The sequence below is a fragment of the Amycolatopsis rhabdoformis genome, from assembly GCF_035918295.1.
GTDB classification, from domain to species: domain Bacteria; phylum Actinomycetota; class Actinomycetes; order Mycobacteriales; family Pseudonocardiaceae; genus Amycolatopsis; species Amycolatopsis rhabdoformis.
The window spans coordinates 8,078,325-8,104,046 of record NZ_CP142149.1; the positions used below are offsets into that span (position 1 = coordinate 8,078,325).

Sequence of the window (25,722 nt, forward strand, 5' to 3'; positions counted from 1 at the left end):
GCGGGTGATCAGTTCCGCCCCGGGGGAAGCCCGGCGGCAGACCACCGCTGCCGGGGTTGCCCGAGCTCGTCGGCGTGCCGCCGTCGTCCTGCTCCAGGATCGTGAGCGTGACGTTCTGCGTCGGCGAGATCGTCTGGCCCGCGCCCGGGTCGGACTTGATGACCGTGCCGGGCTGGCCGGCGCCGAAGTGCACCGACTGGACGGTGATGTTGCCCGACCAGCCCATCTGCTGCAGCGTCTGCGTCGCCTGGTCCTCGGTCTGCCCCTTGAGGTTCGGCATCGTGAAGCTCTGCGGACCCTTGGAAACCGACAGCGTGATCTTCGAACCCGGCTGGACCTGGCCGCCGTTCGGCTGCTGGTTCACCACCTGGTTCTTCGGCTGGTTCGAGTCCACATCCGTGCGGCTGACCGAGAACCCGAGGCCCTCGAGCTGCTTCTTGGCGTCGTTGTAGTCCTTGCCGGTCGTGTCCGGCACCTGCTTGAGGTTCACGGAGCCGCCGACGACGATGTTCACCGTCGAGTCCTGAGGCGCGGTCGAGTTCGGTGTCGGGTCCTGCCGGATGACCTTGCCGACGTCGTCCGGGTTGTCGACGTTCTCGTTCGTGGTGGTGCCCAGCTTCAGGTGGGCGTCCGTGAGCGCCTTCCCGGCGTCGTCCGCGGTCTTCCCGGTCAGGTCCGGCACCGTCGAGGTGTTCTGCTTGGCACCCACGTACAGCTGGATCTGCGTGGTGGTCGCGACGTTGTCGCCGACCCCCGGGTCGATCGAGATGACGTTGCCGACCTGGTCGTCGGTGCAGGTCAGGCCCTTGGGGTTGGTGCTGGGGTCCGGCGCGCCGCACACCACGTTCTTGTTCGGTGCGAACGACGAGAAGCCCGCGGTCTGCAGCTCTGTCTTCGCGAGCGACGCCTGGTGGCCCACCACGCCCGGGATCGTCGCGGTGGTGGCCTGGGAGCGGAACGCGCCGTTGAGCCACATGATCAGCAGGATCACGCCGGCCACGAGCAGCGCGGCCACGACGGCGAGGATCGTGCGGTTGCGGCGCTTGGCCTTCGGGTCCTCGTCCGGCTCCTCGGCGTACTCCTCGTAGCGCTGGGGCTGCCGGCGGTCCTGGTTCATGACCTGGGTGCGCTCGTCCTCCGACATCACCATCGGCGCGGACGGACGCTGGCCCGAGAGCGTGCGCACGAGGTCCGAGCGCATCTCGGCGGCCGACTGGTACCGGTTCGCCGGGCCCTTCGCCAGCGCCTTGAGCACCACGGCGTCGAGTTCGGGCGTCACCGCCGGGTTGACCGACGACGGCGGGTTCGGGTCTTCCCGCACGTGCTGGTAGGCCACGGCCACCGGCGAGTCACCGGTGAACGGCGGCTCGCCCGTGATGAGTTCGTAGAGCACACAACCGGCGGCGTACACGTCGGAGCGCGCGTCGACGGCTTCACCGCGCGCCTGCTCCGGCGAGAGGTACTGCGCGGTGCCGATCACGGCGGCGGTCTGCGTCATGGCCGACTGGCCGTCGTGCATCGCGCGAGCGATGCCGAAGTCCATCACCTTCACGGCGCCGTTTTTCGTGATCATCACGTTGGCGGGCTTCACGTCGCGGTGGACGATGCCGTGGCGGTGCGAGAAGTCGAGCGCGGCGCAGACGTCGGCCATGACCTCCATGGCCCGCTTCTGCGACATCGGGCCCTCGGTCTTCACGATGTCGCGAAGCGTCCGGCCCTCCACGTACTCCATGACGATGTAGGGCAGGTTGCCGAACTCGGTGTTGGCCTCACCGGTGTCGTAGACCGCCACGATCGCCGGGTGGTTCAGCGCCGCCGCGTTCTGCGCCTCGCGGCGGAAGCGTTCCTGGAACTGGGGATCGCGAGCGAGGTCGGCACGCAGGACCTTGATCGCGACTTCCCGGCCGAGACGCACGTCGAGTCCGTGGTGGACCTCGGACATGCCTCCGTAGCCGAGCGTCTCGCCCAGCTCGTACCGATTGGAGAGCAGTCTGGGTGTGCTCATCTCTGTGTGCCGTTCCATTCCGTCCAAGGTGTGCTCATGATGCCTTGCAGGCCCTGCTTGTCGCTCGCACCCGGCTCGGCGGGTCCGCCCGCGGTCGGTCCGGCGGGCCGGCCGGCCGGCTCGACCGGCGCCGGTCTGCCTGTGTCCACGCTTCTCGCCGGCTGTCCGTTGCCGCCGCCCACCACTTTGGCGATGACGAACGCCGCCGCCACGATCACGGCGACCACGATCACCGCGAGCAGCACCCACCAGCCCCACTGGCTCCTCCGCCGCGGCACGGGCGGGTGCCCGGCTTGCCGCACCGCGCCTGGTACCGGCGGGAAACCGGGGCTGGAACCGGGGCCGAGGGGCAGGTGGGGGTGTTCGCCGGGCTGGGCCAGGCCGGGCTGGGGCAGCCCCGGCGCCGGCGACGGCGGGACCTGGCCGGCCGCGTAGGCGGCGTTGACCACGCCGAGCGGCGTCGGCAGCGGGTGCCCGGCCCGGATGGCCGCGACGGCCGCGGCGAACTCGCCGCCGCTCGCGTAGCGCTGCCGGGGGTCCTTCACCAGCGTGGCTTCGATGACCGCGCGCGCACCCGGGGGCACGTCGGGCGGCAGCGGCGGCGGCACGTCGCGGATGTGCATCATCGCGACGCTCACCGAGTTCTCCGAGAGGAACGGCCGGTGGCCCGCGAGGCATTCGTACCCGCACACGGCGAGCGAGTACACGTCGCTGGCCGGCTCGGCGTCGTGGCCCAGCGCCTGCTCGGGCGCGATGTAGTGGGCCGTGCCCATGACCATGCCGTTGCGGGTCACCGGGGCGGCGTGCGCGGCCTTGGCCACGCCGAAGTCGGTGATCTTCACCTGCCCGGCCGGCGTCACGAGGATGTTGCCCGGCTTCACGTCGCGGTGCACCAGGCCCTGCTCGTGGGCGGCCTGCAGCGCGGTGCCGGCCTGCTCGAGGAGGTCGAGCGTGTAGTCGGCCGACAGGCGCCCGTGCTTGGCGAGGATGCCCGCGAGCGGGTCGCCTTCCACGAACTCCATGACCAGGTACGCGATCGGCAGCGCGTCTTCGGCGCTGCCGCCGTCGGACCCGGCGAAGGTCTCGCCGTAGTCGTGCACCGCGGCGATCCCGGCGTGGTTGAGCGACGCCGTCATCCGCGCCTCGGTGCGGAACCGGTGCAGGAACTCGGCGTCGCCCGAGAGCTCGGCCTTCAGTACCTTCACCGCGACGACCCGGTCGAGCCGGGTGTCACTCGCCTGCCAGACCTCGCCCATCCCGCCGACGGCGATCCGGTTCGTCAGCTTGTAGCGCTCGGCCAGCAGCTGACCCGAGGACAGCATCGGCTATCCACCCCCGAGACGAGCGGCGATGGCGGCGCGGCCGATCTCGGCGGCGACGGAGCCACCCGTCGCGGCGAGCCCGCGGTTGCCACCGTTCTCCACGATGACCGCCACGGCGATCTGCGGGTTGTCCGACGGCGCGAACGCGGTGTACCACGCGTGCGGCGGGGTGTTCTTCGAGTCCGTGCCGTGCTCCGCGGTGCCGGTCTTCGACGCGATCTTCAGCGCCGGGTCCTTGCCCTTGCCCGCGGTGAAGCTCTCCGACGCGATCATCATCTGCGTCATGATCTGGTCGTTCTCCGGCGAGAGCGCCGGCGTGCCGGTGAGCTGTTCCGGGTCCACGTCCTCGATCGTCGAGAGGTCCGGCGCCAGGATCGACTGCACGAGCTGCGGCTTCATCGCCATGCCGCCGTTGGCGACGGTGGCGGCGAGCAGGCAGTCCTGCAGCGGCGTGAGCCGCACGTCGCGCTGGCCGATGCCGCTCTGGTAGAGCGCGGCCTGCGAGTCGAGCGCGCCGACGGTGGAGGGCGCCACCTTCATCGGCACGGTCAGGTCGGTCTGGCCGATGCCGAAGTTGGCCGCCGTCGCCTTGATCTTGTCGGCGCCGAGCTGGCCCGCGAACGTCGCGAACGGCACGTTGCACGAGTGCGCCAGCGCGTCCTTGAACGTGTTGCCGGGGCAGGTCTCGCCGCCGTAGTTCTCGAGCGTGGTGTTGGTGCCCGGCAGCTTCACGTTGGGGTCGGTGCTCACCACGGTGTCGGGGCCGATGCCGTTCTGCAGCGCGGTGGACCCGGTCACGATCTTGAACGTGGACCCCGGCGGGTAGGTCTCCGAGATCGCCCGGTTCAGCATCGGGTTCTTCGGGTCCTTGGAGTAGTTGGCCCAGGCGGTGTTCTGGTCCTTGCCGTGCGAGGCCAGCGTGTTCGGGTCGTACGACGGCGTGGACACCATCGCCAGGATGCGGCCCGTCTTCGGGTCCATCGCCACCACGGCACCGGTGTAACCGTGCTGGGTCATCAGGTCGTACGCGGCCTTCTGCACCTTCGGGTCGATCGTGAGCTTCACGTTGCCGCCGCGCGGGTCGCGCCCGGTGACCATGTCCGACAGGCGGCGCACGAACAGCCGCGGATCGGAGCCGTTGAGCACGTCGTCCTCGGCGCGCTCGAGGCCGCCGGCGCCGTAGTTGATCGAGTAGAAGCCGGTGACCGGCGCGTACATCGGGCCGTCGGTGTAGGTGCGCGTGAACTTGAACTTGTCGCTCGAGGCCTTCACCCCGGCCAGCACCACGCCGTCGGGCGTGACGATCTGGCCGCGCTGGCGTGAGTACTCGTCGTAGAGCACCCGCTGGTTGCGCGGGTCGGTGCGGTAGTCGTCGGCCTTCACGACCTGGATGTAGGTGTCGTTGGCCAGCAGCAGCACGATCATCACGAGCATCGCCATGCCGACCTTGCGCAGCGGGGTGTTCACGCGGTCCTCCCGTCCGCGGCGGGGTTCGCCGCGCCAGAGGCGCCATTGCCGTTGCCGTTGTTGCCATTGCCGTTGCCACCGGCCGGCGGGCGCTGCACCAGCACGGTGTGCGCCTCGGCGATCGGGGCCTGCTGTTGCTGCGGCTTCGCGCGCTTCACCGGCTTGCGCGCGGCGTCGGAGATGCGCAGCAGCAGCGCCACCAGGATGTAGTTCGCGAGCAGCGACGAACCGCCCTGGGACAGGAACGGCGCCGTGATCCCGGTTTCCGGGATCAGCGCCGTGACGCCGCCGACGACCACGAAGATCTGCATCACCATCGTGAACGCGAGCCCGCCGCCGAGCAGCTTGCCGAACGTGTCGCGCACGGCCAGCGCACTGCGCATGCCGCGCATCGCGATGAGCAAGTACAGCATCAGCACGGCGGCGAGGCCGATGAAGCCCAGCTCCTCGCCGATCGACGCGGTGATGAAGTCGGTGCCCGCCGCGGGCACGATGTCCGGCCTGCCCGCGCCGAGACCGGTGCCGCCGACCCCGCCGGTGCCGAGGCCGAACAGGCCCTGCGCGAGCTGGTAGGAGCCGCCGAGCTCGTCGTAGCGCGGGCCCAGCGGGTTGATCCAGTTCTCCACGCGCTGCTGCACGTGCGTGAAGAGGTTGTAGGCGATGATGCAGCCGCCGATGAAGAACGTGAGCCCGACGACGACCCAGATCACGCGCTCGGTCGCCACGTAGAGCATGACCAGGATGATGCTGAAGTACAGCAGCGAAGTGCCGAGGTCCTTCTCGAACACGAGGATGCCGATGCTCGCCGCCGCGGCGATCAGGATCGGGCCCAGGTCCCGCGCGCGCGGGAGCTCCACGCCGAGGACCTTCTTGCCCGCCACCATGAACAAGTCGCGTTTGGACACCAGGAACGACGCGAAGAAGATCATCAGCAGGATCTTCGCGAACTCACCGGGCTGGATCGAGAAGAACGGCAGCTTGAGCCAGACCTTCGCGCCGTTGACCTCGGACAGGCTCGAGGGCAGCACCGCCGGCAGCGCCAGCGCCGCGATGCCGATCAGGCCGAACGTGTAGCCGTAGCGGGTGAGGGTGCGGTGGTCGTTGACCACGATCAGCACCACCACGAACAGCGCCAGCGAGATGACCGTGAACAGCACCTGCTTGGTCACTTCGGGGCTGTACTCGCTGCCCTTCTGCGCCGCCTGCTCGGCTTCGGCCAGGTCGAGGCGGTGGATCATCACCAGCCCGATGCCGTTGAGCAGCGCGACACACGGCAGCAGCACCGGGTCGGCGTACGGCGCCCAGCGGCGCACGGCGAGGTGCGCGGCGGTGAGCACCCCGAGGTAGGCGAGGCCCAGCCACAGGATCGAGAGCGTGAGCTCCTGCTCCTGGTTGGCCTCCACGAGCACGAGCGCGAGGGTGACGATGAACGCGGCGAACGCCAGCAGCAACAGCTCGGTGCCCCGGCGCTTGGGCAGCTCCCGGGGCGGATTGGTCGCGAACTGGGCCGACAACGGGTCGGCCAGGGGCTGACCCATCAGTTACCGCCTCCTGTCGGCGCCGTACTCGACGCCGAGCAGTCCCTCCCCGCAGGCTGGTTCGCCGACGAAGACGCGCCACCCGAAGGCGGCGGAACAGCGTTGCTCGAGGACGACGCCGGCGGGCCGCCGGGGGCCGTCGGCACGCCGGAAGTGGTGCCGGGGGTGACCGGCGGGCAGTCGGTGAGCTGCTTGCGCAGCCGCAGGAAGTCGTCGATGTACGTGCGCGCGTCGTCGAGGCTGTCGCGCTTCACGCCGTTCTGCACAGCGATGCGCGCGTCCTCCTGCAGAGCCGGCACGCGCAGCTTGTCGGTGCACAGCGTCCCCGGCGGGCACGAGCCCTGCTCGAAGGAGTGCAGCTGGATGCCCAGGATGCTGCCCGGCACCCCGCGGTAGATCACGACCTCCTGGTCGGGACCCTCGCCGACGTAATACTGGCTGAGCACGAAGTAGCGCGTGGCGATGGCGGCCGCGGCCAGCACGATCAGCACCACGACCGCGCCGACGAGCCACCGGAACCGCTTGCGGCGCTTGGCCTTCGGGTCTTCCTCGAACGCCTGCGGCTCCGGCCGCGGCTGAGGCGGCGGCTGCGTGAGCGCCCTGGCCCGCGCGGCCGGCGAATCGCCCTGGTGCTGCTCGTCGCTGCCGTCGCCGGCGGCGCCGCCCACGATCGGGGCGTCGTCACCGAAGTCGACGTCGACCACGTCGGCGATGATCACGGTGACGTTGTCCGTACCACCGCCCTTGAGGGCGAGCTCGATCATCCGGTCCGCGCAGTCCTGCGGGTCCGGGATGCGGATCGCCTCGGACATCGTCTCGTCGGAGACCATGCCGGACAGACCGTCGGAACAGATCAGGTACCGGTCACCGGGACGCGCTTCGCGCACGGTGAGACTCGGCTCGACCTCGTGCCCGGTGAGCGCCTTCAGCAGCAGCGACCGCTGCGGGTGCACCGCGGCCTCCTCGGCCGTGATGCGGCCCTGCTCCAGCAGCTCGTTGACGAAGCTGTCGTCGCGGGTGATCTGCGCGAACTGGCCACCGCGCAGCAGGTAGGCACGCGAGTCGCCGACGTGCACGACTCCGAGGCGGTTGCCCGCGAAGAGCACGGCCGTGAGCGTGGTGCCCATGCCGTCGAGATCGGGATCTTGCGAGACGAGCTCGGCGATCGCCGCGTTGCCGTTGGTCACGGCTTCACGGAGCTGACCGAGCAGGTCATCGCCCGGTTCGTCGTCGTCGAGCGGGGCGAGGGAGGCGATGACGACCTTGCTGGCCACCTCACCGGCCGCGTGACCGCCCATACCGTCGGCGAGCGCGAGGAGGCGAGGGCCGGCGTACACGGAGTCCTGGTTGTTCGAACGAACCAGGCCCCGGTCGCTGCGGGCCGCGTAGCGGAGGACGAGAGTCATGGGCGAAGCTCGATCACCGTCTTGCCGATCCGGATGGGGACTCCGAGCGGGACCCGGAGGGGTGCAGTGACCTTAGCCCGGTCGAGGTAGGTCCCGTTCGTCGAGCCCAGATCTTCCACGTACCAATCCTCCCCGCGCAGCGCGATGCGGGCGTGACGGGTCGACGCGTAGTCGTCGTCGAGCACCAGCGTCGAGTCGTCGGCCCGGCCGATCAGGATCGGCCGGCCGTCGAGCGCGATCCGGGTACCCGCCAGCGCCCCGTGGGTCACCAGGAGCTGCTGCGGGGCTTTGCTGCCCCGCGGCTTCTTCTCCTTGTTGCGACGGAACGAGGGCACCTGCACCCGCAGGCCGGACGCGGCGTAGAGATCCGAACGGACGACCCGCAGGGCGGCGAACACGAAGAGCCAGAGCAGCACGAGAAAGCCCACTCTGGTGAGTTGAACGACCAGCTCTGGCACTTGTTGTGTCCGCTCCCGACTCTGCCTGCAAGCCGCGGCGCGCGCGCACCGCGGATCCCCCCGCAAGACAATTCTGCGGGAACCCCGTCACCGGCCTCTGGTCAGCCCTGGGTTCGGAACACCAACGAAGAGTGACCCACCCGGATGACGTCCCCGTCGGCGAGCTGCCACGTCTGCACCGGAGTCCCGTTCACGGTCGTGCCGTTGGTGGACCCGATGTCGGCGAGCGTGGCGCTCTGGCCGTCCCAGGTGATCTCCAGGTGCCGGCGCGAAACACCGGTGTCGGGCAGGCGGAAGTCGGCGTCCTGGCCACGGCCCACCACGTTCCCGCCCTGCTTCAGCGAGTACGTGCGGTTCGAGCCGTCGTCCAGCTGCAGGCTCGCCGCGAGCTGACGTCCGGCCGCGGGCGCGCCGCCCTGGCCGTAGCCACCCTGCTGGGCGTACGGGTCGGCCGGGGCCTGGCCGTAACCGCCCTGCTGCTGGCCGTACGGGTCCGCCGCGGGCTGCTGGCCGTAGCCACCGCCCTGCTGGGGCTGGCCGTACTGGTCGTAGCCGCCCTGCTGGGGCTGGCCGTAACCCTGGTCGTAACCACCCTGCTGGTAGCCCTGGTCGTAGCCGGGCTGAGCGGCACCGCCGCCCTGTTGCGGCTGGCCGTACTGGTCGTAGCCGCCCTGCTGGGGCTGGCCGTAACCCTGGTCGTAACCACCCTGCTGGTAGCCCTGGTCGTAGCCGGGCTGAGCGGCACCGCCGCCCTGCTGGGGCTGGCCGTACTGGTCGTAGCCGGGCTGCTGGCCGTAACCCTGCTGCTCGTAACCGCCCTGCTGGCCATAGCCCTGGTCGTACCCGGGCTGCTGGCCACCCTGCTGTCCGTAGCCGTACTGGCCCTGCTGGCCGTACGGGTCACCCTGGTCGTATTGGCCGTATCCGGGGGGCTGGCTCATTGCTGGGTCTCCTGCGTTGCTGGGTCGTGCCGACCGTGACGAGCCACCGGGTCCACTCGCGTGGGCGTCGGGATCGACGGACGAACGGGTCTTGAACTGTCCAGTATGCAGCGCCTCGTTGCGCTCGAGTGATACGACGACGTCACCATAGGTCTCCCAGCCGTGCTCGGCGAGGTGTTCGCCCACAGCTTGTGCGAGAACCGCAGTGACCCGCTGCTCGTCACCGGCCATCCGATCGTGGTCAGCCTGCCCCAAGGACACGATGTAGTGATTCGGGGCGAGCTGCCGACCTCCTGCCAGCTCACGAACGTTTTCCTCGCCTTCCCGCTCGAGCGCCACCGCCACTTCCTGCGTGACGACGTTGCCACCGAACATGCGCGCGAAGGTGTTCCCCACGAGGTTCTCGAGACGCCTGTCGAAGCGCTCTACCCGACCCACCTGGGGTGACCTCCTCGCACGTGTGCTTCCGCACCGATCCTATCCGGGAGAGGAAGCCTCGACACGGCCCCCGCTGAAACCCGTGAAAACCGCCTGCTACGCTTTGCTGGCTGTCAGAGAGTGAAGCAACTCGGGCGAGTGGCGGAATGGCAGACGCGCACGGTTCAGGTCCGTGTGTCCGAAAGGACGTGAGGGTTCAACTCCCTCCTCGCCCACTTGTGTTCAGAGGCCCGGTCGCTAGCGCGACCGGGCCTCTTTCCCGTTTGGCGGAGGTCGTCCTTTTCCCGGGGGCCGAGCCCCCGGACCCCCACGGTGCGGTGGTGACGTGGGCTGCCCCGGTGAGTTTCGAGGTGGGGCCGGGCCCTCGGATCCCCGCGGTGTGGTTTAGACCCGTGGCTGTGAGCTGGGGTTATGAGGTTTGTCATGTGGGGGGCGTGGGGGATTCATGTCGTCTTCGTGAGGGCTGTGTCTGTGGGGGGTGGGGGGTGTGCCGCCAGGGTTGGGGCATGGGTAGGGAGACGGTTGTTGAGGTGGACGGGCTGAGGGTGGAGTACGGCTCCTTCGTCGCCGTTCAGGGGTTGAGCTTTTCGGTGCGGGCCGGTGAGGTCTTCGGGTTGCTGGGGACCAACGGCGCGGGCAAGACGTCGACGATGGATGTGCTGGAGGGGTACCGGAGGCCGAGTGCCGGCAGTGTGCGGGTGTTCGGGGTGGATCCGGCCAGTGAGCGCGAGAAGGTGGCGCCGCGGGTGGGGATCATGTTGCAGGAGGCCGGGTTCTTCGATGATCTGACGGTGGTCGAGTCCATTCGGGCGTGGCGGAGGTTCACGGCCGACGCGATGACGGTGGACGAGGCCGTGGAGCTGGTGGATCTGGGGAAGGTCGCTGGTACGCGGGTCGGGAAGTTGTCCGGGGGTGAGCGGCGGCGGCTGGATCTGGCGTTGGCGGTGTTGGGGCGGCCGGAGCTGTTGTTCCTGGACGAGCCGACGACCGGGTTGGATCCGCAGGCTCGGCGGCGGACGTGGCACGTGCTGGAGAACATGGTCGCCGGGGGGATGGCGATCCTGTTGACCACGCATTACATGGAAGAGGCGCAGTACCTGGCGAACCGCGTGGCGATCATGGATCGCGGGCGGATCATGCGCCACGGGTCGGTGGACGAGGTGATCGGGGCCGATCACGGGTCGACGGTCACGTTCGTGAGCGAGGTGGCGGTGCCGGTCGAGTTGGCCGGCGTTTCCGAGGACGGGCGCCACTACGAGCTCACCAGCCAGGACCCGCAGGCGGACCTGCACCGGCTGCTCGACTGGGCCTACCGGGCCGGCACGCGGCTCTCGGACCTCGAGGTGCGGCGCAACTCGCTGGAAGACGTCTTTCTCAAGGTGGCCGACGAAGCCGCCCTCGCTACGAGCGCGAAGGAGCGCTGATGACTGCCATGGCTCCCCCGTACGCGGGGCCGCGCCGCTCGCTCGGATTCTGGCGCTACTGCTGGTCCCAGTTCCTGCTGTCGCAGAAGGTGCATTGGCGCGATCTCGGATTCGCGCTCACCGGGGTGCTCATTCCGCTCGGGCTCGGCATCGGATTGCCCGCCAGCCAGCACGGCAAGGGCGCCATCGCGGGCGTCGACGGCGGGGTGTACCTGCTGCCGGGAATGATGGGCTTCGTCCTCGTCTGGATCGTCTACAACGTGGTGAACTCCGCCACGAGCCGGCGCGGAAAACTGATTTACAAACGCCTTCGCGGCACGCCGTTGCCGGACACCGCGATCATGACCGGGGAAGCGATGAGCGGTTCGGTCACGAGCATCGCGCAAGTGGTGGTGCTGCTCGTTTTCGGGCTCACGTACCTGGGCGCACCCGCACCGGCGAACCCGCTGTTGCTGCTGGTCGGCGTGGTGCTGGGGGCGTTCACGTTCGCGGTGCTGGCCATCGGGGTGTCGGGTCTGCTGCCCACCAGCGAAGTGTCGACCTGGATCGTGACGCCATTCCTGTTCCTCATGATGTTCGCGTCCGGAATCGTTTTCCCGCTGTCGGAAATGCCGCACTTCCTGCAGGTGCCGGTGCAGTACCTGCCGTCGAGTTCGGTCGTGGAAATCCTGCGCACCGCGTACCTCGGCCGCGACTTCGCGTCGAATCCGGCGACGGCGCAGCTTCCGCACCAAGTGGGATTCCTGGAGTCGTTCAGGGCGTGCGTCATGCCGCTGGGGCTACTGTGTGCCTGGATCGGCGTTTCCCTCGGCCTGGGCAAGCGCTTCTTCAAGTGGGACCCGAAGCGGTCGAGCTAGAGCAGGAGGAGACGTGGACCGGTGGAACCCCGGGACACTCGGCCGCGTCGTCGCGCTGCTGATCCTCGGGACCACCGTCGCGTTCACCGCCGAGGCCTTTTTCCTCTGGCTGAGCACCCACCCGTCGGCGATCGACGTGCTCTTCGCGGTGCTGGCGGTCGCGGGAGTGCTGGCCGGCCTCGGCCGGATCGTGTGGGCGGTCGTGCGGCGCGCGGCCGCCCGCGGCGAGCACCTGGTGGACGTGGCCATCGCCACGAGCCTGGCGTTCGCGTTGCTGCTGGCCTTCGGGCCGGCGTGGCTGGCGCTGCCGTCGCTGGTCGCCGGTGTTTCCGCGATCAGCCTCACCGGGCGCAAGCGCTGGATCTTCCCGCTGGTCGTGCTCGTGGTCACGGCGGGCTTGGCGCTCCTGATGCAGGTGCCGGCGTACGCGGTGGCGGAGGTGCTGCTGCGCTCGCTGGTCACGATCGTGGTGCTGGCGGGGATGGGGCTGCTCGTCACCTACGCGTCGGAAGTGCACGCCAACCGCGACGAGCTGGCCCGCATGGCCGTGGTCGAGGAGCGGCTGCGGTTCGCGCGCGACCTGCACGACGTGCTCGGCCGGGGTCTTTCGGTGGTGCGGCTCAAGGCCGAGCTGGGGGTGCGGTTCATGGACACCGATCCGGACGCCGCCCGCACGCAGCTGGTGCAGATCGCGGAGCTGGCCGGCGGATCCGTGTCCGAGCTGCGCAAGGTGATCGCCGGCTACCGGCAGCCGAGCCTCGCGGAGGAGCTGCGCGGCACGTCGTCGATCCTCAGCCTCGCCGGGGTGCGCGTGGTCGCCGACCCGGTGCCTGAGGGGTTGCCCGGCCCGGTGGCCGAGGTGATCGGCTCGGCCATCCGCGAAGGCGGCACCAACATCCTGCGCCACAGCGCCGCCGAGAACTGCCGCGTCGAGTTCGCCCGTGATCCTTCGTGCGTGCTCGTGCGCATCCGCAACGACCGTCCGCACGCCGGCGGCACCCGGGCCGGCCACGGCCTCACCGGCCTGGCCGAGCGCCTGGCCGCCGTGCGCGGCACGCTCGAGCACGGTGAGGTCGACGGCGACTTCGTGCTCACTGCCCGCGTGCCCCTTGACCTGCCGAGGAAGAGCTCATGACCCTGCGGATCGTGCTGGCCGAGGACCACGCGCTGCTGCGCGAATCCCTGCGCACGGTGTTCAGCCTCGCCGACGACATCGACGTGGTGGCGGCCGTGGACAACGGCGCCGACGCGCTGGAGACCATCCGCCGCGAGCGCCCCGACGGTGCCATGGTGGACATCGACATGCCGCGGATGTCCGGGCTCGAGGTGGCCGAGGCGGTGCGCGCGGAGGGGCTCGAGTGCGCGATGCTCGTGGTCACCAGCTACGGCAAACCTGGGTACCTGCACCGCGCGATGCGGGCCGGCGTGCGCGGGTTCGTCACCAAGAACATCTCGCCCGACGACCTGATCACCGCCGTGCGCAAGGTCTGCACCGGCGGCCGGCACGTGGACCCGGAGATCGCGGCCGACGCGCTGGCCGTGGGGGAGACGCCGCTCACCGAGCGTGAGCTGGACGTGCTGCGGCTCTCCGGTGCGGGACTGCGGCCGGCCGAGATCGGTGCGCGGTTGTCGCTGGCCGAGGGCACGGTGCGCAACTACCTCTCGAGCGCGCTCACCAAGCTGCAGGTGGACAACCGCGTGGCCGCGTACCGCGTCGCCGAGGAAGCGGGCTGGCTGTGACCGAGCTGGTGGAGCTGTACCGGGACCTGCATCGCCACCCCGAGCTGGCGGGCTCGGAGGAGCGCACGGCCGGTGTGCTGGCGCGTGAGCTGACCGACCTGGGTTTCACCGTGCGTAGCGGAATCGGTGGCCACGGGGTGGTCGCGGCGTTCGACAACGGCGCCGGGCCGAGCGTCGGGCTGCGAGCCGAGTTGGACGCGCTACCGCTCACGGAGCGTACTGGTTTGCCGTACGCGGCCGAGGGCTCGGCCATGCACGCGTGCGGCCACGATCTGCACCTGGCCGCCGTGGTCGGCGCCGCGCGGGAGCTCGTGGCCGCGCGTGCGGAGTGGCAGGGCCGGCTCCTGGTGTTCGGCCAGCCGGCCGAGGAGACGCTCGAAGGAGCGCTGGCGATGGTGACCGACGGCGTGCACGACGTGTTCGGCGCGCCGGACGCGTTGCTGGCCCAGCACGCGGTGCCCGGGCCGGTCGGGCGCGTGGGCCATTCGCCGGGGCAGATCACCGCGCCGTGTGCCGAGCTGGCGATCACCGTGCACGGCCGGGGCGGCCACGCCGCGGTGCCGCACCTCGCTGTGGACCCGGTGGTGCTGGCCGCGCACGTGGTGGTGCGCCTGCAGACGGTGGTGTCGCGCGAGACGAACCCGGCCGATCCGGTCGTGGTCACCGTCGGCTCGGTGCACGCGGGTGAGGCGGCGAACGTGATCCCCGATCGCGTCGAGCTCGGCGTGAGCGTGCGCGCGGCGTCCGACGGTGCGCTGGCCCGAGCGTTGACCTCGATCGAGCGGGTGTGCCGGGCCGAGGCCACCGCGTCGGGAGCGCCGGTGGAGCCGGAGGTCGTGACGGTGTGCTCGGCGCCGGCGACCGTGAACGATCGGCAGCTGGCGCTCGCCGTGCGAGCCGCGCACTTGGCCGCGCTCGGGCCGAACCTCGTCGGGTGGACGCCGCCGGTGGCCGCGGCCGAGGACTTCGGGCACCTGGCCGCGGTGAAGGGCGGCACGGTGCCGCTCTGCTACTGGACGCTCGGCGTCGGCGAGCAGGGGACCAACCACGCGCCCGACTTCGCGCCGGCTCCGGAGGCGCTCACGGCCGGCGTGCGGGCGTTGGTGCTCGCGGCCGAGGCCACGTTCGCTTCTCGGCGCTGAAGCGCTTTCGCTGAGGCGCCTCCCGTCGCTCCACTCTCGACCCTCCTGTGTCGACTCCTTCGCTGTCGGCGCCACCTCTGTCGGCGCCACCTCTGTCGGCGCCACCTCTGTCGGCGCCACCTCTGTCGGCGCCACCTCTGTCGGCGCCACCTCTGTCGGCGCCACCTCGGTCGACGTCACCTCTGTCGACTCCACCTCTTTCAACTCCACAGTGGAGCCGAAGCGCCTTCACGTTCGAGTGGCGGCCGCTTGAGGCAAGCACTCACTGTCACCTCTGGGTAGTCAACGGTGCACCCATAGTGCAGCGACCTTAAGAGAACCCTAGGAGAAGCCTAAGATAGCTGTCAGCTAACTACTCCAGACGGGTGACATCAGTGATTTACCCTCCTCTTGCACGCGGGGTTGGGTTTAGCGTTCCCCCTGTGCGAATCGCTCCGAGCGAATAGCACAAAACTGGGGAATCAAAAGCCTGGGGGGGCTTGCGTGATGAGAACTGTCATGGTTGCCGCTATCGTTGTTGTGTCCGTTTTGTTCGGTATTTCCGCTGCTGAGGCCAGTGTCCCGGCGCCCCCGAGATGCGTGCCCAGCACGCAGTTCGCGCACGTCGGCTTCGAGCTGGCGAAATGGGATTACGTCGGTGTCGACGGCGGGGAATACCTGTACCGGTACAGCTTCAACAGTCGCATCCTGGGTGTTGTCACCTGCAAACCCGAGGCGTGAATTCCATTCGCATTTACCAATCCGGCCAGAAGTAGGCGGATGCCAACGCAACGTCATTGCGTGCAGTGACAGGTTCCGCCGTGGCTGTGGCCGGATTGGTAAACAGCAGCACAGTTACCTTCCTGAAAGGAGGTGAAGGGAATGCAGGAAAACACGACCGCCGTGGACGCGGTGGAGGAGCTGCAGGTCGAGGAGCTGGTGGAAACCACCGCGGCCGGCACCGCCTTCTGCATCGGCAGCGCGGGCTGCCCGTCCAGCGCCGGCACGGCGTCCAGCTTCGGCTGATCAGTCCCACACCACTGATCCACAACCCTGAGGAGACGAGATGAACGAGTTCGACAACCAGGTCGAGCAGGCGTTCGCCGAGGACATCACGGTGGAGGAGCTCGGCGAGGTCGCCGGCGCGGGTACCACCAACACCGGCGGCACGATCAGCTCCACCACCTGCCCGGCGTGCATCGGCACCGCCTTCAGCTGGTCCTGAGAGGAAAACAGTCATGGAGATGCAGGAGTCGCAGGACTTCACCGAGGAACTGACCGTGGAAGAGCTGTCCGACGCCACCGGCGCCGGCTGGTGCGTGGGCTCGGCCGGCACGTTCGGCTGCCCGTCGAGCGCCGGTTCCTACGGCACCGTCAGCTCGCACTGACCCACTGAAGAACCGAAGAACTGAAGCACTGATCAGAGCAGGGAGGAAAAGCGATGAACGAGGAAATCTTCGAGCCGGCCACCACCGAGCTCACCATCGAGCAGCTCTCCGACGCGCAGGCCGGCAGCTTCTGCCTCGGCAGCGTGGGCACCGCGGGGTGCCCGAGCTCGGCGGGCACGGTCGGCACCGCGAGCTCGAGCTGACAATCCCCCAGGACATCCGCGGCGAAACGAACCTCTGAAGGGAGGTTGTCATGGAGAACGTTACCACGCAGGCCCTGCCCGTCGAGGAGCTCGTGATCGAGGAGCTGACCGAAGCCGGTGCCAGCAACTGCTTCGGAACGGCGGGCAGCATCGGCTGCCCGGTGTGCTTCGGCACGTACGGCTGCGCCACCTGAGTCGACTGAATTCAGGTGTGAGCGAGGCCGGCTATTCCACCCACATCGCGTGGTCGCCGTCGAAAATGATTCATGAATGGCGGCGACCACGCGGTGCGGAGAAACACGTGCTTGCGAAAGGACTGGGGGATGTCGGAAATCGTGCAGCGGTTGTGGCGGCACTTCGCCCGCCTCGAGCCGTTCGGAATGCAGGCTCCGGATTTCTTCGGGGAGCTGGTGGACCAGGCGCCGGTGGTGCGCTTCGACGGAATGTGGGTCATTTCCGGCTACGAGCTGGTGACTCGCCTCTGCACCCACCCCGGCTTCCCCATGGCGGCTCCCGTCTTCACCGACGTGGTCCACCGAGATAACCCACAGTTTGTTCGCTTCTTCGGCAGCACCATGTCGGTGCGGGCCGCCGAGGAGCACACGCGGCTACGCAGTGTGCTCACCGGGGCGTTTTCCGGCCGTCGCCTGGCTTCGCTGCGCGACCGGATCGACGAGGTCGTGGCCGAACTGCTGGCCGAACCCCTGCGTCGGGGCGAAGCCGAGTTCGTCTCCGAGCTCGCCACGCCGCTGCCCGCCGCGGTCACCGCCGTGCTGCTGGGTGTGCCGCGGGCCGACCGTGACCTGGTCACTCGGCGCGCCACCGGGATGATGAACCAGCTCGCCGCCGGTTTCCTCACCGAGAACCACCCCGAGGCCGGCCCCTCGATCACCGCCGCCGAGTTCGCCGAGCTGCGTGAGTACGTCGGCGGGCTGCTGGACCGGCGCCGCGCCGAGCCGGCCGAAGACCTGATCGGGCACCTCGCCCAGGCGCAGGAGGCGGGCAAGCTCTCCGCCGAAGAAGCCGTGGACATGGTGCTGCTGCTCTTCATGACCGGCCTCGACACCGTCACGGCCGCGCTGGCCAACACCCTCGTCGTGCTGTCGGAGCAGCCGGCCGTCGCCGCGGCGCTGGCCGCCGACCCGGGCTGCGCCGATCGCGTGTTCGCCGAGGCCATCCGCCTGCGCACACCGGTGGCGTTCGGCTCGCGCCAGGTGGCGCACGACCTTTCCGTGGGCAAGCTCGACTTCAAGGCCGGCGACACGGTGATCCTCGCCTTCGCCGCGGCCAACCTCGACCCGCGCAAGTTCGACGCCCCGCGCGAGTTCCGCTGGGACCGGCCGATGACCGGCAACGTCGCGTTCGGCCACGGCAGCTACTACTGCCTCGGCAGCGCGCTGGCCGCGATGACCGCGTCGTCGCTGCTCACCGCGGTGCACGATCGGCTGCCGACCCCGAGCCGGCCGCTGGCGGAGCTGCCCTGGCGCGCGTCGCTGGCTTTCCCGACACCGCGCGTGCTGCCGGTGACCTTCGCGCCCGCGCTGGCCGAAAGCGGTGCCCGGTGAGCATGCGCTACCGGTCTCGCGCCGGTGCCGAGTTCCGCCAGGTCGAGGAATCCGACTGTGGTGCCGCCTGCCTCGGCATCCTGCTCGCCGGATTCGGCAAGTACCTGTCGTGGCCGGAGCTTTCGCAGGCGTGCGGTGGTGGTCGCGACGGCATCAGCGCCGCGACGCTCGCCCGCCGCGGCCAGCAGTTCGGGCTCACCGTGAGCGCCAAGCGCGTCCGGCTTTCCGGCGCCGAAACCGATGTCGCGACCCTGCGAGGGCTGGCCGCGCCCGGGGTGGTGTTCGTGGACAACCGGCACTTCGCGGTGCTGGAACAGGTCGGCCGCGGCGGCAAGGTGCGGCTGCACGACCCCGCGGCGGGCCGGCACACGCTCACGCTCACCGAGTTCCGCGAGCGGTTTTCCGGGCTGTACCTGGGTTTCCGGCCCGCCGCGGGCTTCGAGCCGAGCGGTGCGCCGCAGCGCGTGCTGTCGCGAGCGCTGCGCTGGCTCGGCGCCGGGCTGCCGGTGGTCCTCGGCGCGGTGTTCGCCGGCGTGCTCACCGCCGGGCTGACCGTGGTCGCCGCGCTGCTGGCCCGTTCGCTGGTCACGGCGACCGCCGGCCCCGGTGCCACGTGGTGGCTGGCCGCGGTGGCGGTGGGTGTCGCGCTCGCGGGCTGGGCACAGCAGCGGCTCGTTTCGGCCGCGTTGCTGCGCACCTCGCTCACGCGTTCGACCGAGCTGGTCGCGCACCTGCTTCGCTTGCCTGGCAGCTACTTCCATCGCCGCTTCACCGGTGGCGTCGCGGCGCGCGTGCAGATCGCCGACACGATCGCGCAGCAGCTGACCACGATCGTGCTGCCGGTGGCGGTGAGCCTGGCCGCGGTCGTCGGGCTGCTGGTGGTGCTGGCCGTGCTGGCGCCGCCGGCCGCCGCGCTGTTGGTCGGGAGCACGGCGCTGACCGCGCTGGTCGTGCGCTTCGGCCGCCGGTCGGGCACCGAGCGGCAGTCGGCGTTGCTGGTGGAGCAGTCGGCGCGCGACGGGCTTTCGCTCAACGTGCTCTCGGCCATCGACACGGTGAAGGCCGAAGGCAGTGGACGCCAGGCGTTCGGTCGCTGGTCCCTGGCGCAGCGCAAGGTGCTGGCCGCGCAACGCCGGGCCGCGCTCGGCGAGCACGGCATCGGGCTGGTCGTCACGGCGCTGCACGCGCTGGGTTACGCCGGTTGTCTCGCGCTCACCGCCGTGCTCGCGCCCGGCGAGGTGATCACCGTGGCGGTGCTGGCCGGGGTGTGGCAGCTGCACGCGGGTGGCCTGGTCACGGGCCTGCACCGGATCGGCGGCCTGCGCAGCAGCTTCGCCGCGTACGACGACGTCGCCGGTGCCGAGACCGATCCGTCCGATGTGGACGAACCCGTGGCCGTGGGTCCGGGCCGGGTCACCGTGCGCGGGCTGCGCTACGGCTACGACACGAACACCGAGCCGCTGCTGGCCTCCCTCGACCTCGACGTGCCGCCGGGCGGGCGCATGACGCTGGTCGGCGCGAGCGGCTGCGGCAAGTCGACGCTGGCGAAGGTGCTGGCCGGGCTCGTGCGGCCGTGGTCGGGCGTGGCGCTGGTCGACGGGCGGCGCAGCGCCGACCTGCCGCCGTCGGTGCGGCCGTTCCTGGTCGGGTACGTGCCGCAGCGGCCGGCGTTCTTCGAAGGCACTGTGCGCGAAAACCTCGAGCTCGGCACTTCGCTGCCCGACGACGCGATCGCCGCGGCGCTCGACGACGCGCAGCTCACTGACACCATCTCCCTGCGCGGCGGCATCGACGCGGCGCAGGTCAGCCAGCAGGCCCGCAACTTCTCCGGCGGCGAACGCCAGCGGCTCGCTCTCGCCCGGGCGTTGGCCCGCAACCCGCGGGTGCTCGTGCTCGACGAGGCGACGTCCGCCGTCGAAACCGCGCTGGCCGCCCGCATCGACGCGGCGTTGCGCGCTCGCGGCACCACCACCGTGGTGGTGGCACACCGGCTTTCGGAAGTCCGCGGCGACGACACGGTGGTGCTGCTCGATGGCGGCCGCGTGTGCGTGTACGGCACGCACGACGACCTGCTCGCGCACGCCCGTGGCTACCGCGACCTCGCGGAGGTGGCGGGATGACCACGACTCTGCGGACCACCGGCGCGCCGACCGAGAAGGACCGGTCCTGGTTCGAGGAAACCGGCGCGACGATGGCGTCGCTGCGCCAGGCCACGACCGCGCGGACCAAGCCGAACGCCGACGTCGAGGAAGCCAAGCCGACCGTCGCGCCTGAGCGGCCCGCACCGGTCCCGCCGGTTCCGCCCAAGGCCGCGCTGCTGCCGCACGAAGGCAGCACCGGCCGTCGCCTCCTGTCCTTCGCCGTGCGCGGCCAGCGCACCCGCCTCGCGGTGAGCGCCGTGGTCGGGCTGCTGGCCACGGTGTTCGGTTTCATCGTGCCGCTGGCCGGCATGGTGCTCGCCATCGCGATCGCCGCCGGCAACCGGGCCGCGCTGCCGTGGCTGGCCGGCGCGCTGGTGGGGCTGCTGGCGTTGCAGCTGCTGACCACCGCGCTGGTGGAGCGCGGCCTGCTGACCCTGACCGACGGCGCGCAGGACCGGCTCGAGTCGGCCATCTGGCAGCGCCTGCTCAGCCTGCCGGCCACCTTCTTCCGCGACTACCCGCTGCGCCGCCTCATGGGGTTCTCCGGCGGCGTCGGCCAGCTGCGCGGGCTGCTCGGCAGCGGCGGCCTCACGGCGGCGCTGCACGCGGTGTTCGCGCTGGTGGCGATCGCGTTGCTGGCGCTGCTGGACCCGTGGCTCGCCGTGGCCGCGGTCGGGATCTTCGGGCTCGTGCTCGGCGCGATGCTGTGGCTTTCCGTGCGCCAGCAACGGCACGACACCGAGGTGCTGTCCGCGGTGGACGACGTGCAGGCCGCGGTGTACCCGGCGATGCTCGGCATCGACGACGTGCGGGCGTTCGGCGCGCAGTCCTATGTGGTCGGTCGCTGGCGCGAGGCGTTCCGCGCGCAGAAGCGCTCGGACGACGCGGGCCTGCGGTACGCGGAAGTCGCCAGTGCGCTGGCCGTGGCCTGCTACCCGGCGTTTCTCGCGGTGCTGCTGCCGATGGCGTCGGACCTGGGGTTCACCGGCCAGTGGACGGTGGTGATGGTCGCGATGACGCTCAACCTCACGCTGACCCGGCTGCAGAGCGCGCTGGTGGGCCTGTTCGCCATCGGCCCGGTGCACGCCCGGCTCGCGCCGGTGCTCACCACGCGGCCCGAGACGCCGGCGCGCCCGACCCCGCTGCCGGCCGCGCGCGGTGCGGTGGAGCTGTGCGACGTGAGCTTCCGCTATCCCGGCCAGACCCGTGACCTGCTCACGGACATCTCGCTGCGCATCGAGCCGGGGGAGTTCGTGGCGCTGATCGGCGCGTCGGGCGCGGGCAAGTCGACGCTGCTGCGGCTGATGCTCGGCCTCGATCGCACCGAGCGCGGCAGCGTGCTGGTCGACGGCGTCGACGTGAACAGCTGCGACGTCGACGAGCTGCGCACGCGCATCGGTTACGTCGCCCAGGACGCCACGCTCATGCGCGGCACGCTCGCCGAAGTGATCTGCGGTGCCGCGGCCGAGGTCGACCTCGATCTCGCGCAGCACGCGGCCGAGCAGGCGCAGCTCGCCGACGTGGTGAAGGCCCTGCCGATGGGCCTGCACACGCAGGTCACCGACGGCGAGAGCGGCCTGTCGGGTGGGCAGGTGCAACGGCTGCTGCTGGCCCGCGCGCTGGCCAAGCGGCCCGCGGTGCTGCTGCTCGACGAGGCCACGAGCGCACTCGATGCCGCCGCGCAGGAGCTCGTGCGCCGCGCGGTGGACGACCTGCGGCTGACCCGGGTGGTGGTGGCCCACCGGCTCTCCACCATCCGCTCGGCCGACCGGATCGCCGTGCTGGAGCACGGCCGCATCGCCGACATCGGCACCTTCGCCGAGCTGTCCGGCCAATCGACGGCTTTCGCCCGGCTGGTGGGCTCCGCCCGCCGGCTCGACTGAGGGGACGACATGACGAAGAGCATCAATCGGATCACCAGGTTCAACCGGTCGCTGCGGGTGCTGACGGTGCCCGGCGACGCGGTGTACCTCACGAGCGAGCGCACCACGCAGACCCGGCTCGCCGGCGCGCTGGTCGAGCAGCTGGCCCCGCTGCTCAGCGACGGGCAGCACAGCCGCGACGGCATCAAGCAGGCGCTGGCCGAGGCCGACCCGGCCCGCATCGACGTGGCGCTGGACCGCCTGCGCCGCAGCGGGTACGTGGTGGAGGTCGACCCCGAGGTCGACCCGCGCGTCGGCGGCTACTGGGAAGCGTCCGGTGTGGACGGTGACGACGCCGTGCGTCGCCTGGCCAGTGCCGATGTGCGGGTGCTCACCGCCGGCGACGTCGACCCGGCCGGGTTCACCGAAGCTCTCACGGCGCTCGGCACCGGCGTCACCACGGATCCCGACGCACCAGCCGGCTTCACCGTGGTGCTCACCGACGACTACCTGCGGCCCGAGCTCGCCGAGTGGGGCACGAAGTTCCACGCGGCCGGCACGCCATGGCTGCCGGTGAAGCCGGTCGGCAGCATGATCTGGGTCGGCCCGGTCTTCGAGCCCGGCGTCACCGGTTGCTACGAATGCCTGCGGGTGCGGCTGTCCAACAAGAACGTGCTGGCCAGCTACCTGCGCCAGCGCGGGGTGCTCGACAGCCCGGCGCTGGTCAACTCCGTGACCGGCACCGGCGTCACCCGCGAGCTGGCCCACCGCCTCGCCGCGCTGCACGTGGGCAAGTGGCTCACCGGCGCGTTCGCCGCAGGGCGCGCCGCGATGCCGCGGCCGCCCGGTGGCGTGGCCGCGCAGTACGGCACGCCGTGGCAGTCGGAGGTCATCACGCTCGACACGGTGAGCCTCACGCAGGAGCACCACCCGTTCCAGCGCCGGCCGCAGTGCCCGCTGTGCGGTGAGCCCGACCTGCAGGCCGAGCGCATGGCCGAGCCGGTGCGCATCACGTCGCGCCCGCGCCTGGCCAGCAGCGACGGTGGCTACCGCACGAGCCCGCCCGAGCAGTTCGTGGCGCGTTTCGAGCACCTGATCAGCCCGGTCACCGGCCCGATCAGCAACCTCGTGAAGGTGCCGCTGGAGGTCGAGGGCCTGCACACCTACACCGCGGGCCAGAACTTCGCGATCCCGATGGCCAACGCCAACGACCTGCGCGCCGGCCTGCGCAGCTGCAGCGCCGGCAAGGGCATGAGCGACGCGCAGGCCAAGGCGTCGGCCGTCGGCGAGGCGATCGAGCGCTACTCCGGCCTGTTCCACGGCGACGAGGCGCGCCGCACCGCGCGGCTGGCCGACCTCGACCCGGCGGAGGTGATCCACCCCAACGAGCTGCACCTCTACAGCGCCGACCAGTTCCGCGACCGCAAGGAGTGGAACTCGCGGCCGTCGCACTTCCACTGGGTGGCCGACGACCTCGACCCGCAGGCCGAGATCGAGTGGTCGCCGGTGTGGTCGCTCACCGAGCAGCGCACCAAGCTGTTCCCCACGTCCGGGCTGTACTTCGCTTACCACAACCCGAAAACCCCGTTCCAGGCCGGCGCGAACTCCAACGGCTGCGCGGCCGGTACGAGCCTGGAAGACGCGATCCTGCAGGGCTTCATGGAGCTGGTGGAGCGGGACACGGTGGCGATGTGGTGGTACCACCGCCTGAGCCGGCCCGAGATCGATCTGTCGACGTTCGACGTGCCGTACTTCGCGCAGTGGCAGCAGCGCTACGACGAGCTCGAACGCGACACCTGGGTGCTGGACCTGACCAACGACCTGGGCATCCCGTCCGTGGCCGCGGTTTCGGTGCGCCGCGACAAGCCCGCGCAGGACATCCTGTTCGCGCTCGGCGCGCACTTCGACGTCGAGGTGGCGATCGGCCGCGCGCTCTCGGAGATGAACCAGTTCCTGCCCGCCGTGATCGGGATGAAGGCCGACGGTTCGGGCAGCTACGCGTACAACGACCCGGACCAGCTGCACTGGTGGCGCAACGCGACGCTGGAGAACCAGCCGTACGTGCAACCGGCGGCGGGCCAGGTGCGCACCCGGGCCGACTTCGAGCGCTACGAAAGCACCGACGTGCGCGAGGACGTGCTGCGCGCCGAGCGGACCGTGGCCGAGCGCGGCATGGAAATGCTGGTGCTGGACCAGACGCGGGTGGACATCGGCCTGCCCGTGGTGCGGGTGCTGGTGCCGGGGATGCGGCACTTCTGGCCCCGTTTCGCGCCGGGCCGCCTCTTCGACGTGCCGCGCGAACTGGGCTGGATCGATGAAACGCCGTCCGAAGCCGACCTCAACCCGATTGCGATGTTCCTATGACCACGCTCGAACGCACCGCCGAGTCCACCGTCACCTTCCGCCGCGACGTCTCCTTGCTGACCAAGGACGACCAGGTCCTGCTCGGCCTGGCCGACCGCGCCGGCTACCGGCTCCGCGGCGTCGGCGCCCCGATGCTGGCCGCGCTGGAGCGGGTCCGCGCCGGGCTGCACACCGAGGACGAGCTGGCCGCCGAGTACCCGAAGTCGCCGGTCGCGACCGTGTTGACGAAGGTGGAACCCTTCCTGGCCACGGGGTTCCGGCTGCGCGGCGAGCGCGTGGCCGTGCTGGAGCGCACCGGCGTGACCGGGCTGCGGCCCGAGCTGCCGGAGCTGGCCGGCGCGTGGCTGCGGCTGGGCAAGTTCAGCCTGCTGCGCCGCCGCGCCGGTGAGCTGGTGCTGGAGTCGCCGCTGAGCAAGTACCGCGCGGTGCTGCTTGACGCCGGCCTGGCCGGTGCGGTGGCCGCGCTGGCCGTGGCGCAGCCGACGTCCGAAGTGGACACCGAGTGGTGGCCGGTGCTGGCCGCGCTGGCCGGCGCGGGTTTCCTCGACGTGGGCGCAGAAGGCGAGTTCCCCGTGGACTCCGACGACGTGCTGCGCCAGTGGGACGTGCACGACCTGTACTTCCACAGCCGCAGCCGGATCGGGCGCACCGACGAGGCGTTCGGCGGCCGGTTCCCGTACGTCGGCGAGATCGAGCCGCTGCCCGCCGTGGCACCGGCGCCGGAAGGCCCGCGCACGGACCTGTACCGGCCGGCGTTCGACACCGTGCGGGCTGCGGACCCGGGGCTGCAGGAGACGATCGAGGCGCGTCAATCCATCCGCGCCTACGGTGAGCAGCCGATCACGGCCGAGCAGCTCGGCGAGTTCCTCTACCGCACGGCGCGCGTGCGCGGCACTTACGGCCCGCGGCCCGAGGCGCGGATGCCGTACGAGGGTTCGAGCCGGCCGTACCCCTGCGGTGGCGCCGGGTACGAGCTCGAGCTTTACGTGACCGTGCGCCGGTGCGAGGGGCTGGCACCCGGCATCTACCACTACGACGCCGGTGACCACGTGCTGCGGCTGATCAACACCGAGGCCGAAGCGCGCGACGAGCTGCTGCGCGTGGCGACGCTCTCGACCGGCGGCCAGGCCGTGCCCGATGTGCTGGTGACCATGACGTCGCGCTTCCAGCGGCTGGCGTGGAAGTACCAGTCGATCGCGTACGCGGTCACGCTCAAGCACGCCGGCGCGCTGTACCAGACGATGTACCTGGTGGCCACGGCGATGGGCCTGGCCGGCTGCGGTCTGGGCAGCGGTGACGCGGACGCGGCGGCGCGCGCGTTCGGGCTCGACTACCTGAAGGAGTCGTCGGTCGGCGAGTTCATCCTGGGCAGTGCCCCGGCCGAGCTGCCGGCCCCGGTGAGCGGTGACGGTGCGCTGGACTGGCGCGCGGGCAACGACCCGGGCTGGCAGGCCGAAGCACTCGCTGCCCGGAGGCGGTGAG

The 25,722-nt window shown here is 70.6% G+C and carries 22 protein-coding genes, 1 tRNA gene and 1 pseudogene; 17 read left to right on the top strand and 7 right to left on the bottom strand.

The window, feature by feature from the left end:
- Positions 1 to 52: 52 nt before the first annotated feature.
- The 7 genes and pseudogenes from pknB to VSH64_RS37300 all read right to left on the bottom strand — a co-directional run.
- Positions 53 to 2,005, bottom strand: a pseudogene (gene pknB / locus VSH64_RS37270) (Stk1 family PASTA domain-containing Ser/Thr kinase); the annotation flags it as partial.
- Entirely contained in the window at positions 2,002 to 3,327 is a 1,326-nt protein-coding gene (locus VSH64_RS37275) for a serine/threonine-protein kinase (protein ID WP_326567446.1), read from the bottom strand. The pseudogene pknB and the gene VSH64_RS37275, both read right to left, overlap by 4 nt.
- A gap of 3 nt (positions 3,328 to 3,330) precedes the next feature.
- Positions 3,331 to 4,794: a peptidoglycan D,D-transpeptidase FtsI family protein gene (locus VSH64_RS37280; RefSeq protein WP_326567447.1), complete on the bottom strand. Its 1,464-nt coding sequence runs from the start codon at positions 4,792 to 4,794 to the stop codon at positions 3,331 to 3,333.
- A complete protein-coding gene (locus VSH64_RS37285; RefSeq protein WP_326567449.1) occupies positions 4,791 to 6,332 on the bottom strand; it encodes an FtsW/RodA/SpoVE family cell cycle protein in 1,542 nt (513 codons plus the stop codon). Before VSH64_RS37285 ends, VSH64_RS37280 begins: the two co-directional genes overlap by 4 nt.
- Positions 6,332 to 7,738, bottom strand: coding sequence for a PP2C family protein-serine/threonine phosphatase (locus VSH64_RS37290; RefSeq protein ID WP_326567450.1), 1,407 nt, complete (start codon positions 7,736 to 7,738; stop codon positions 6,332 to 6,334). The genes VSH64_RS37285 and VSH64_RS37290 overlap by 1 nt, the downstream gene beginning before the upstream one ends.
- Positions 7,735 to 8,196: an FHA domain-containing protein FhaB/FipA gene (locus VSH64_RS37295; RefSeq protein WP_037718919.1), complete on the bottom strand. Its 462-nt coding sequence runs from the start codon at positions 8,194 to 8,196 to the stop codon at positions 7,735 to 7,737. Before VSH64_RS37295 ends, VSH64_RS37290 begins: the two co-directional genes overlap by 4 nt.
- 101 nt (positions 8,197 to 8,297) lie before the next feature.
- Positions 8,298 to 9,575 carry a DUF3662 and FHA domain-containing protein gene (locus VSH64_RS37300; protein WP_326567453.1) on the bottom strand — a complete coding sequence of 426 codons (1,278 nt, stop codon included), beginning with the start codon at positions 9,573 to 9,575 and terminating at the stop codon, positions 8,298 to 8,300.
- A 132-nt stretch (positions 9,576 to 9,707) separates the two neighbouring features.
- Here VSH64_RS37300 and VSH64_RS37305 point away from each other — a divergent pair.
- From VSH64_RS37305 to VSH64_RS37385, 17 genes are all read left to right on the top strand, one after another.
- Positions 9,708 to 9,790 (top strand) — tRNA-Leu (locus VSH64_RS37305).
- Positions 9,791 to 10,105: 315 nt separating this feature from the next.
- Positions 10,106 to 10,999, top strand: a complete 894-nt coding sequence (locus VSH64_RS37310; RefSeq protein WP_326567454.1) for an ABC transporter ATP-binding protein — start codon at positions 10,106 to 10,108, stop codon at positions 10,997 to 10,999.
- Positions 10,999 to 11,856, top strand: coding sequence for an ABC transporter permease (locus VSH64_RS37315; RefSeq protein ID WP_326567455.1), 858 nt, complete (start codon positions 10,999 to 11,001; stop codon positions 11,854 to 11,856). The genes VSH64_RS37310 and VSH64_RS37315 overlap by 1 nt, the downstream gene beginning before the upstream one ends.
- Positions 11,857 to 11,869: 13 nt before the next feature.
- The gene (locus tag VSH64_RS37320; protein WP_326567456.1) at positions 11,870 to 12,991 is read left to right on the top strand and encodes a sensor histidine kinase; all 1,122 of its coding nucleotides are present in this window, start codon (positions 11,870 to 11,872) and stop codon (positions 12,989 to 12,991) included.
- Positions 12,988 to 13,596: a response regulator transcription factor gene (locus VSH64_RS37325; RefSeq protein ID WP_326567457.1), complete on the top strand. Its 609-nt coding sequence runs from the start codon at positions 12,988 to 12,990 to the stop codon at positions 13,594 to 13,596. The genes VSH64_RS37320 and VSH64_RS37325 overlap by 4 nt, the downstream gene beginning before the upstream one ends.
- Positions 13,593 to 14,738: an amidohydrolase gene (locus VSH64_RS37330; RefSeq protein WP_326567458.1), complete on the top strand. Its 1,146-nt coding sequence runs from the start codon at positions 13,593 to 13,595 to the stop codon at positions 14,736 to 14,738. The genes VSH64_RS37325 and VSH64_RS37330 overlap by 4 nt, the downstream gene beginning before the upstream one ends.
- Positions 14,739 to 15,317: 579 nt before the next feature.
- Positions 15,318 to 15,458: a hypothetical protein gene (locus VSH64_RS37335; protein ID WP_326567459.1), complete on the top strand. Its 141-nt coding sequence runs from the start codon at positions 15,318 to 15,320 to the stop codon at positions 15,456 to 15,458.
- A 141-nt stretch (positions 15,459 to 15,599) separates the two neighbouring features.
- The gene (locus VSH64_RS37340; protein WP_220245456.1) at positions 15,600 to 15,743 is read left to right on the top strand and encodes a thiocillin family RiPP; all 144 of its coding nucleotides are present in this window, start codon (positions 15,600 to 15,602) and stop codon (positions 15,741 to 15,743) included.
- A gap of 40 nt (positions 15,744 to 15,783) precedes the next feature.
- Positions 15,784 to 15,942: a RiPP peptide gene (locus tag VSH64_RS37345; protein ID WP_285971290.1), complete on the top strand. Its 159-nt coding sequence runs from the start codon at positions 15,784 to 15,786 to the stop codon at positions 15,940 to 15,942.
- A gap of 13 nt (positions 15,943 to 15,955) precedes the next feature.
- Positions 15,956 to 16,105 (top strand): thiocillin family RiPP, encoded by a 150-nt coding sequence (locus VSH64_RS37350; protein ID WP_326567460.1) that lies wholly within the window; start codon positions 15,956 to 15,958, stop codon positions 16,103 to 16,105.
- A gap of 53 nt (positions 16,106 to 16,158) precedes the next feature.
- A complete protein-coding gene (locus tag VSH64_RS37355) occupies positions 16,159 to 16,308 on the top strand; it encodes a thiocillin family RiPP (RefSeq protein ID WP_220245459.1) in 150 nt (49 codons plus the stop codon).
- A gap of 50 nt (positions 16,309 to 16,358) precedes the next feature.
- Positions 16,359 to 16,502: a thiocillin family RiPP gene (locus VSH64_RS37360; protein WP_326567461.1), complete on the top strand. Its 144-nt coding sequence runs from the start codon at positions 16,359 to 16,361 to the stop codon at positions 16,500 to 16,502.
- A 129-nt stretch (positions 16,503 to 16,631) separates the two neighbouring features.
- Positions 16,632 to 17,873, top strand: a complete 1,242-nt coding sequence (locus tag VSH64_RS37365) for a cytochrome P450 (protein ID WP_326567462.1) — start codon at positions 16,632 to 16,634, stop codon at positions 17,871 to 17,873.
- 2 nt (positions 17,874 to 17,875) lie between these two features.
- Positions 17,876 to 19,993 (top strand): ATP-binding cassette domain-containing protein, encoded by a 2,118-nt coding sequence (locus VSH64_RS37370; RefSeq protein ID WP_326567463.1) that lies wholly within the window; start codon positions 17,876 to 17,878, stop codon positions 19,991 to 19,993.
- Positions 19,990 to 21,897, top strand: a complete 1,908-nt coding sequence (locus VSH64_RS37375; RefSeq protein ID WP_326567464.1) for an ATP-binding cassette domain-containing protein — start codon at positions 19,990 to 19,992, stop codon at positions 21,895 to 21,897. The genes VSH64_RS37370 and VSH64_RS37375 overlap by 4 nt, the downstream gene beginning before the upstream one ends.
- A 9-nt stretch (positions 21,898 to 21,906) precedes the next feature.
- Complete coding sequence (locus tag VSH64_RS37380; RefSeq protein ID WP_326567465.1) at positions 21,907 to 24,240, top strand: TOMM precursor leader peptide-binding protein; 2,334 nt, start codon at positions 21,907 to 21,909, stop codon at positions 24,238 to 24,240.
- Entirely contained in the window at positions 24,237 to 25,721 is a 1,485-nt protein-coding gene (locus VSH64_RS37385) for a SagB/ThcOx family dehydrogenase (RefSeq protein WP_326567466.1), read from the top strand. Before VSH64_RS37380 ends, VSH64_RS37385 begins: the two co-directional genes overlap by 4 nt.
- Position 25,722 lies beyond the last annotated feature (1 nt).

Excerpts from the sequence above, each read along its gene's own strand:
- VSH64_RS37325 (WP_326567457.1), top strand. The coding sequence starts at position 12,988 with ATGACCCTGCGGATCGTGCTGGCCGAGGACCACGCGCTGCTGCGCGAA.
- VSH64_RS37290 (WP_326567450.1), bottom strand. The coding sequence starts at position 7,738 with ATGACTCTCGTCCTCCGCTACGCGGCCCGCAGCGACCGGGGCCTGGTT.
- VSH64_RS37285 (WP_326567449.1), bottom strand. The coding sequence starts at position 6,332 with ATGGGTCAGCCCCTGGCCGACCCGTTGTCGGCCCAGTTCGCGACCAAT.
- VSH64_RS37365 (WP_326567462.1), top strand. The coding sequence starts at position 16,632 with ATGTCGGAAATCGTGCAGCGGTTGTGGCGGCACTTCGCCCGCCTCGAG.
- VSH64_RS37370 (WP_326567463.1), top strand. The coding sequence starts at position 17,876 with ATGCGCTACCGGTCTCGCGCCGGTGCCGAGTTCCGCCAGGTCGAGGAA.
- VSH64_RS37360 (WP_326567461.1), top strand. The coding sequence starts at position 16,359 with ATGGAGAACGTTACCACGCAGGCCCTGCCCGTCGAGGAGCTCGTGATC.
- VSH64_RS37375 (WP_326567464.1), top strand. The coding sequence starts at position 19,990 with ATGACCACGACTCTGCGGACCACCGGCGCGCCGACCGAGAAGGACCGG.
- VSH64_RS37275 (WP_326567446.1), bottom strand. The coding sequence starts at position 3,327 with ATGCTGTCCTCGGGTCAGCTGCTGGCCGAGCGCTACAAGCTGACGAAC.
- VSH64_RS37355 (WP_220245459.1), top strand. The coding sequence starts at position 16,159 with ATGAACGAGGAAATCTTCGAGCCGGCCACCACCGAGCTCACCATCGAG.
- VSH64_RS37385 (WP_326567466.1), top strand. The coding sequence starts at position 24,237 with ATGACCACGCTCGAACGCACCGCCGAGTCCACCGTCACCTTCCGCCGC.
- VSH64_RS37380 (WP_326567465.1), top strand. The coding sequence starts at position 21,907 with ATGACGAAGAGCATCAATCGGATCACCAGGTTCAACCGGTCGCTGCGG.
- VSH64_RS37345 (WP_285971290.1), top strand. The coding sequence starts at position 15,784 with ATGAACGAGTTCGACAACCAGGTCGAGCAGGCGTTCGCCGAGGACATC.
- VSH64_RS37340 (WP_220245456.1), top strand. The coding sequence starts at position 15,600 with ATGCAGGAAAACACGACCGCCGTGGACGCGGTGGAGGAGCTGCAGGTC.
- VSH64_RS37315 (WP_326567455.1), top strand. The coding sequence starts at position 10,999 with ATGACTGCCATGGCTCCCCCGTACGCGGGGCCGCGCCGCTCGCTCGGA.
- VSH64_RS37350 (WP_326567460.1), top strand. The coding sequence starts at position 15,956 with ATGGAGATGCAGGAGTCGCAGGACTTCACCGAGGAACTGACCGTGGAA.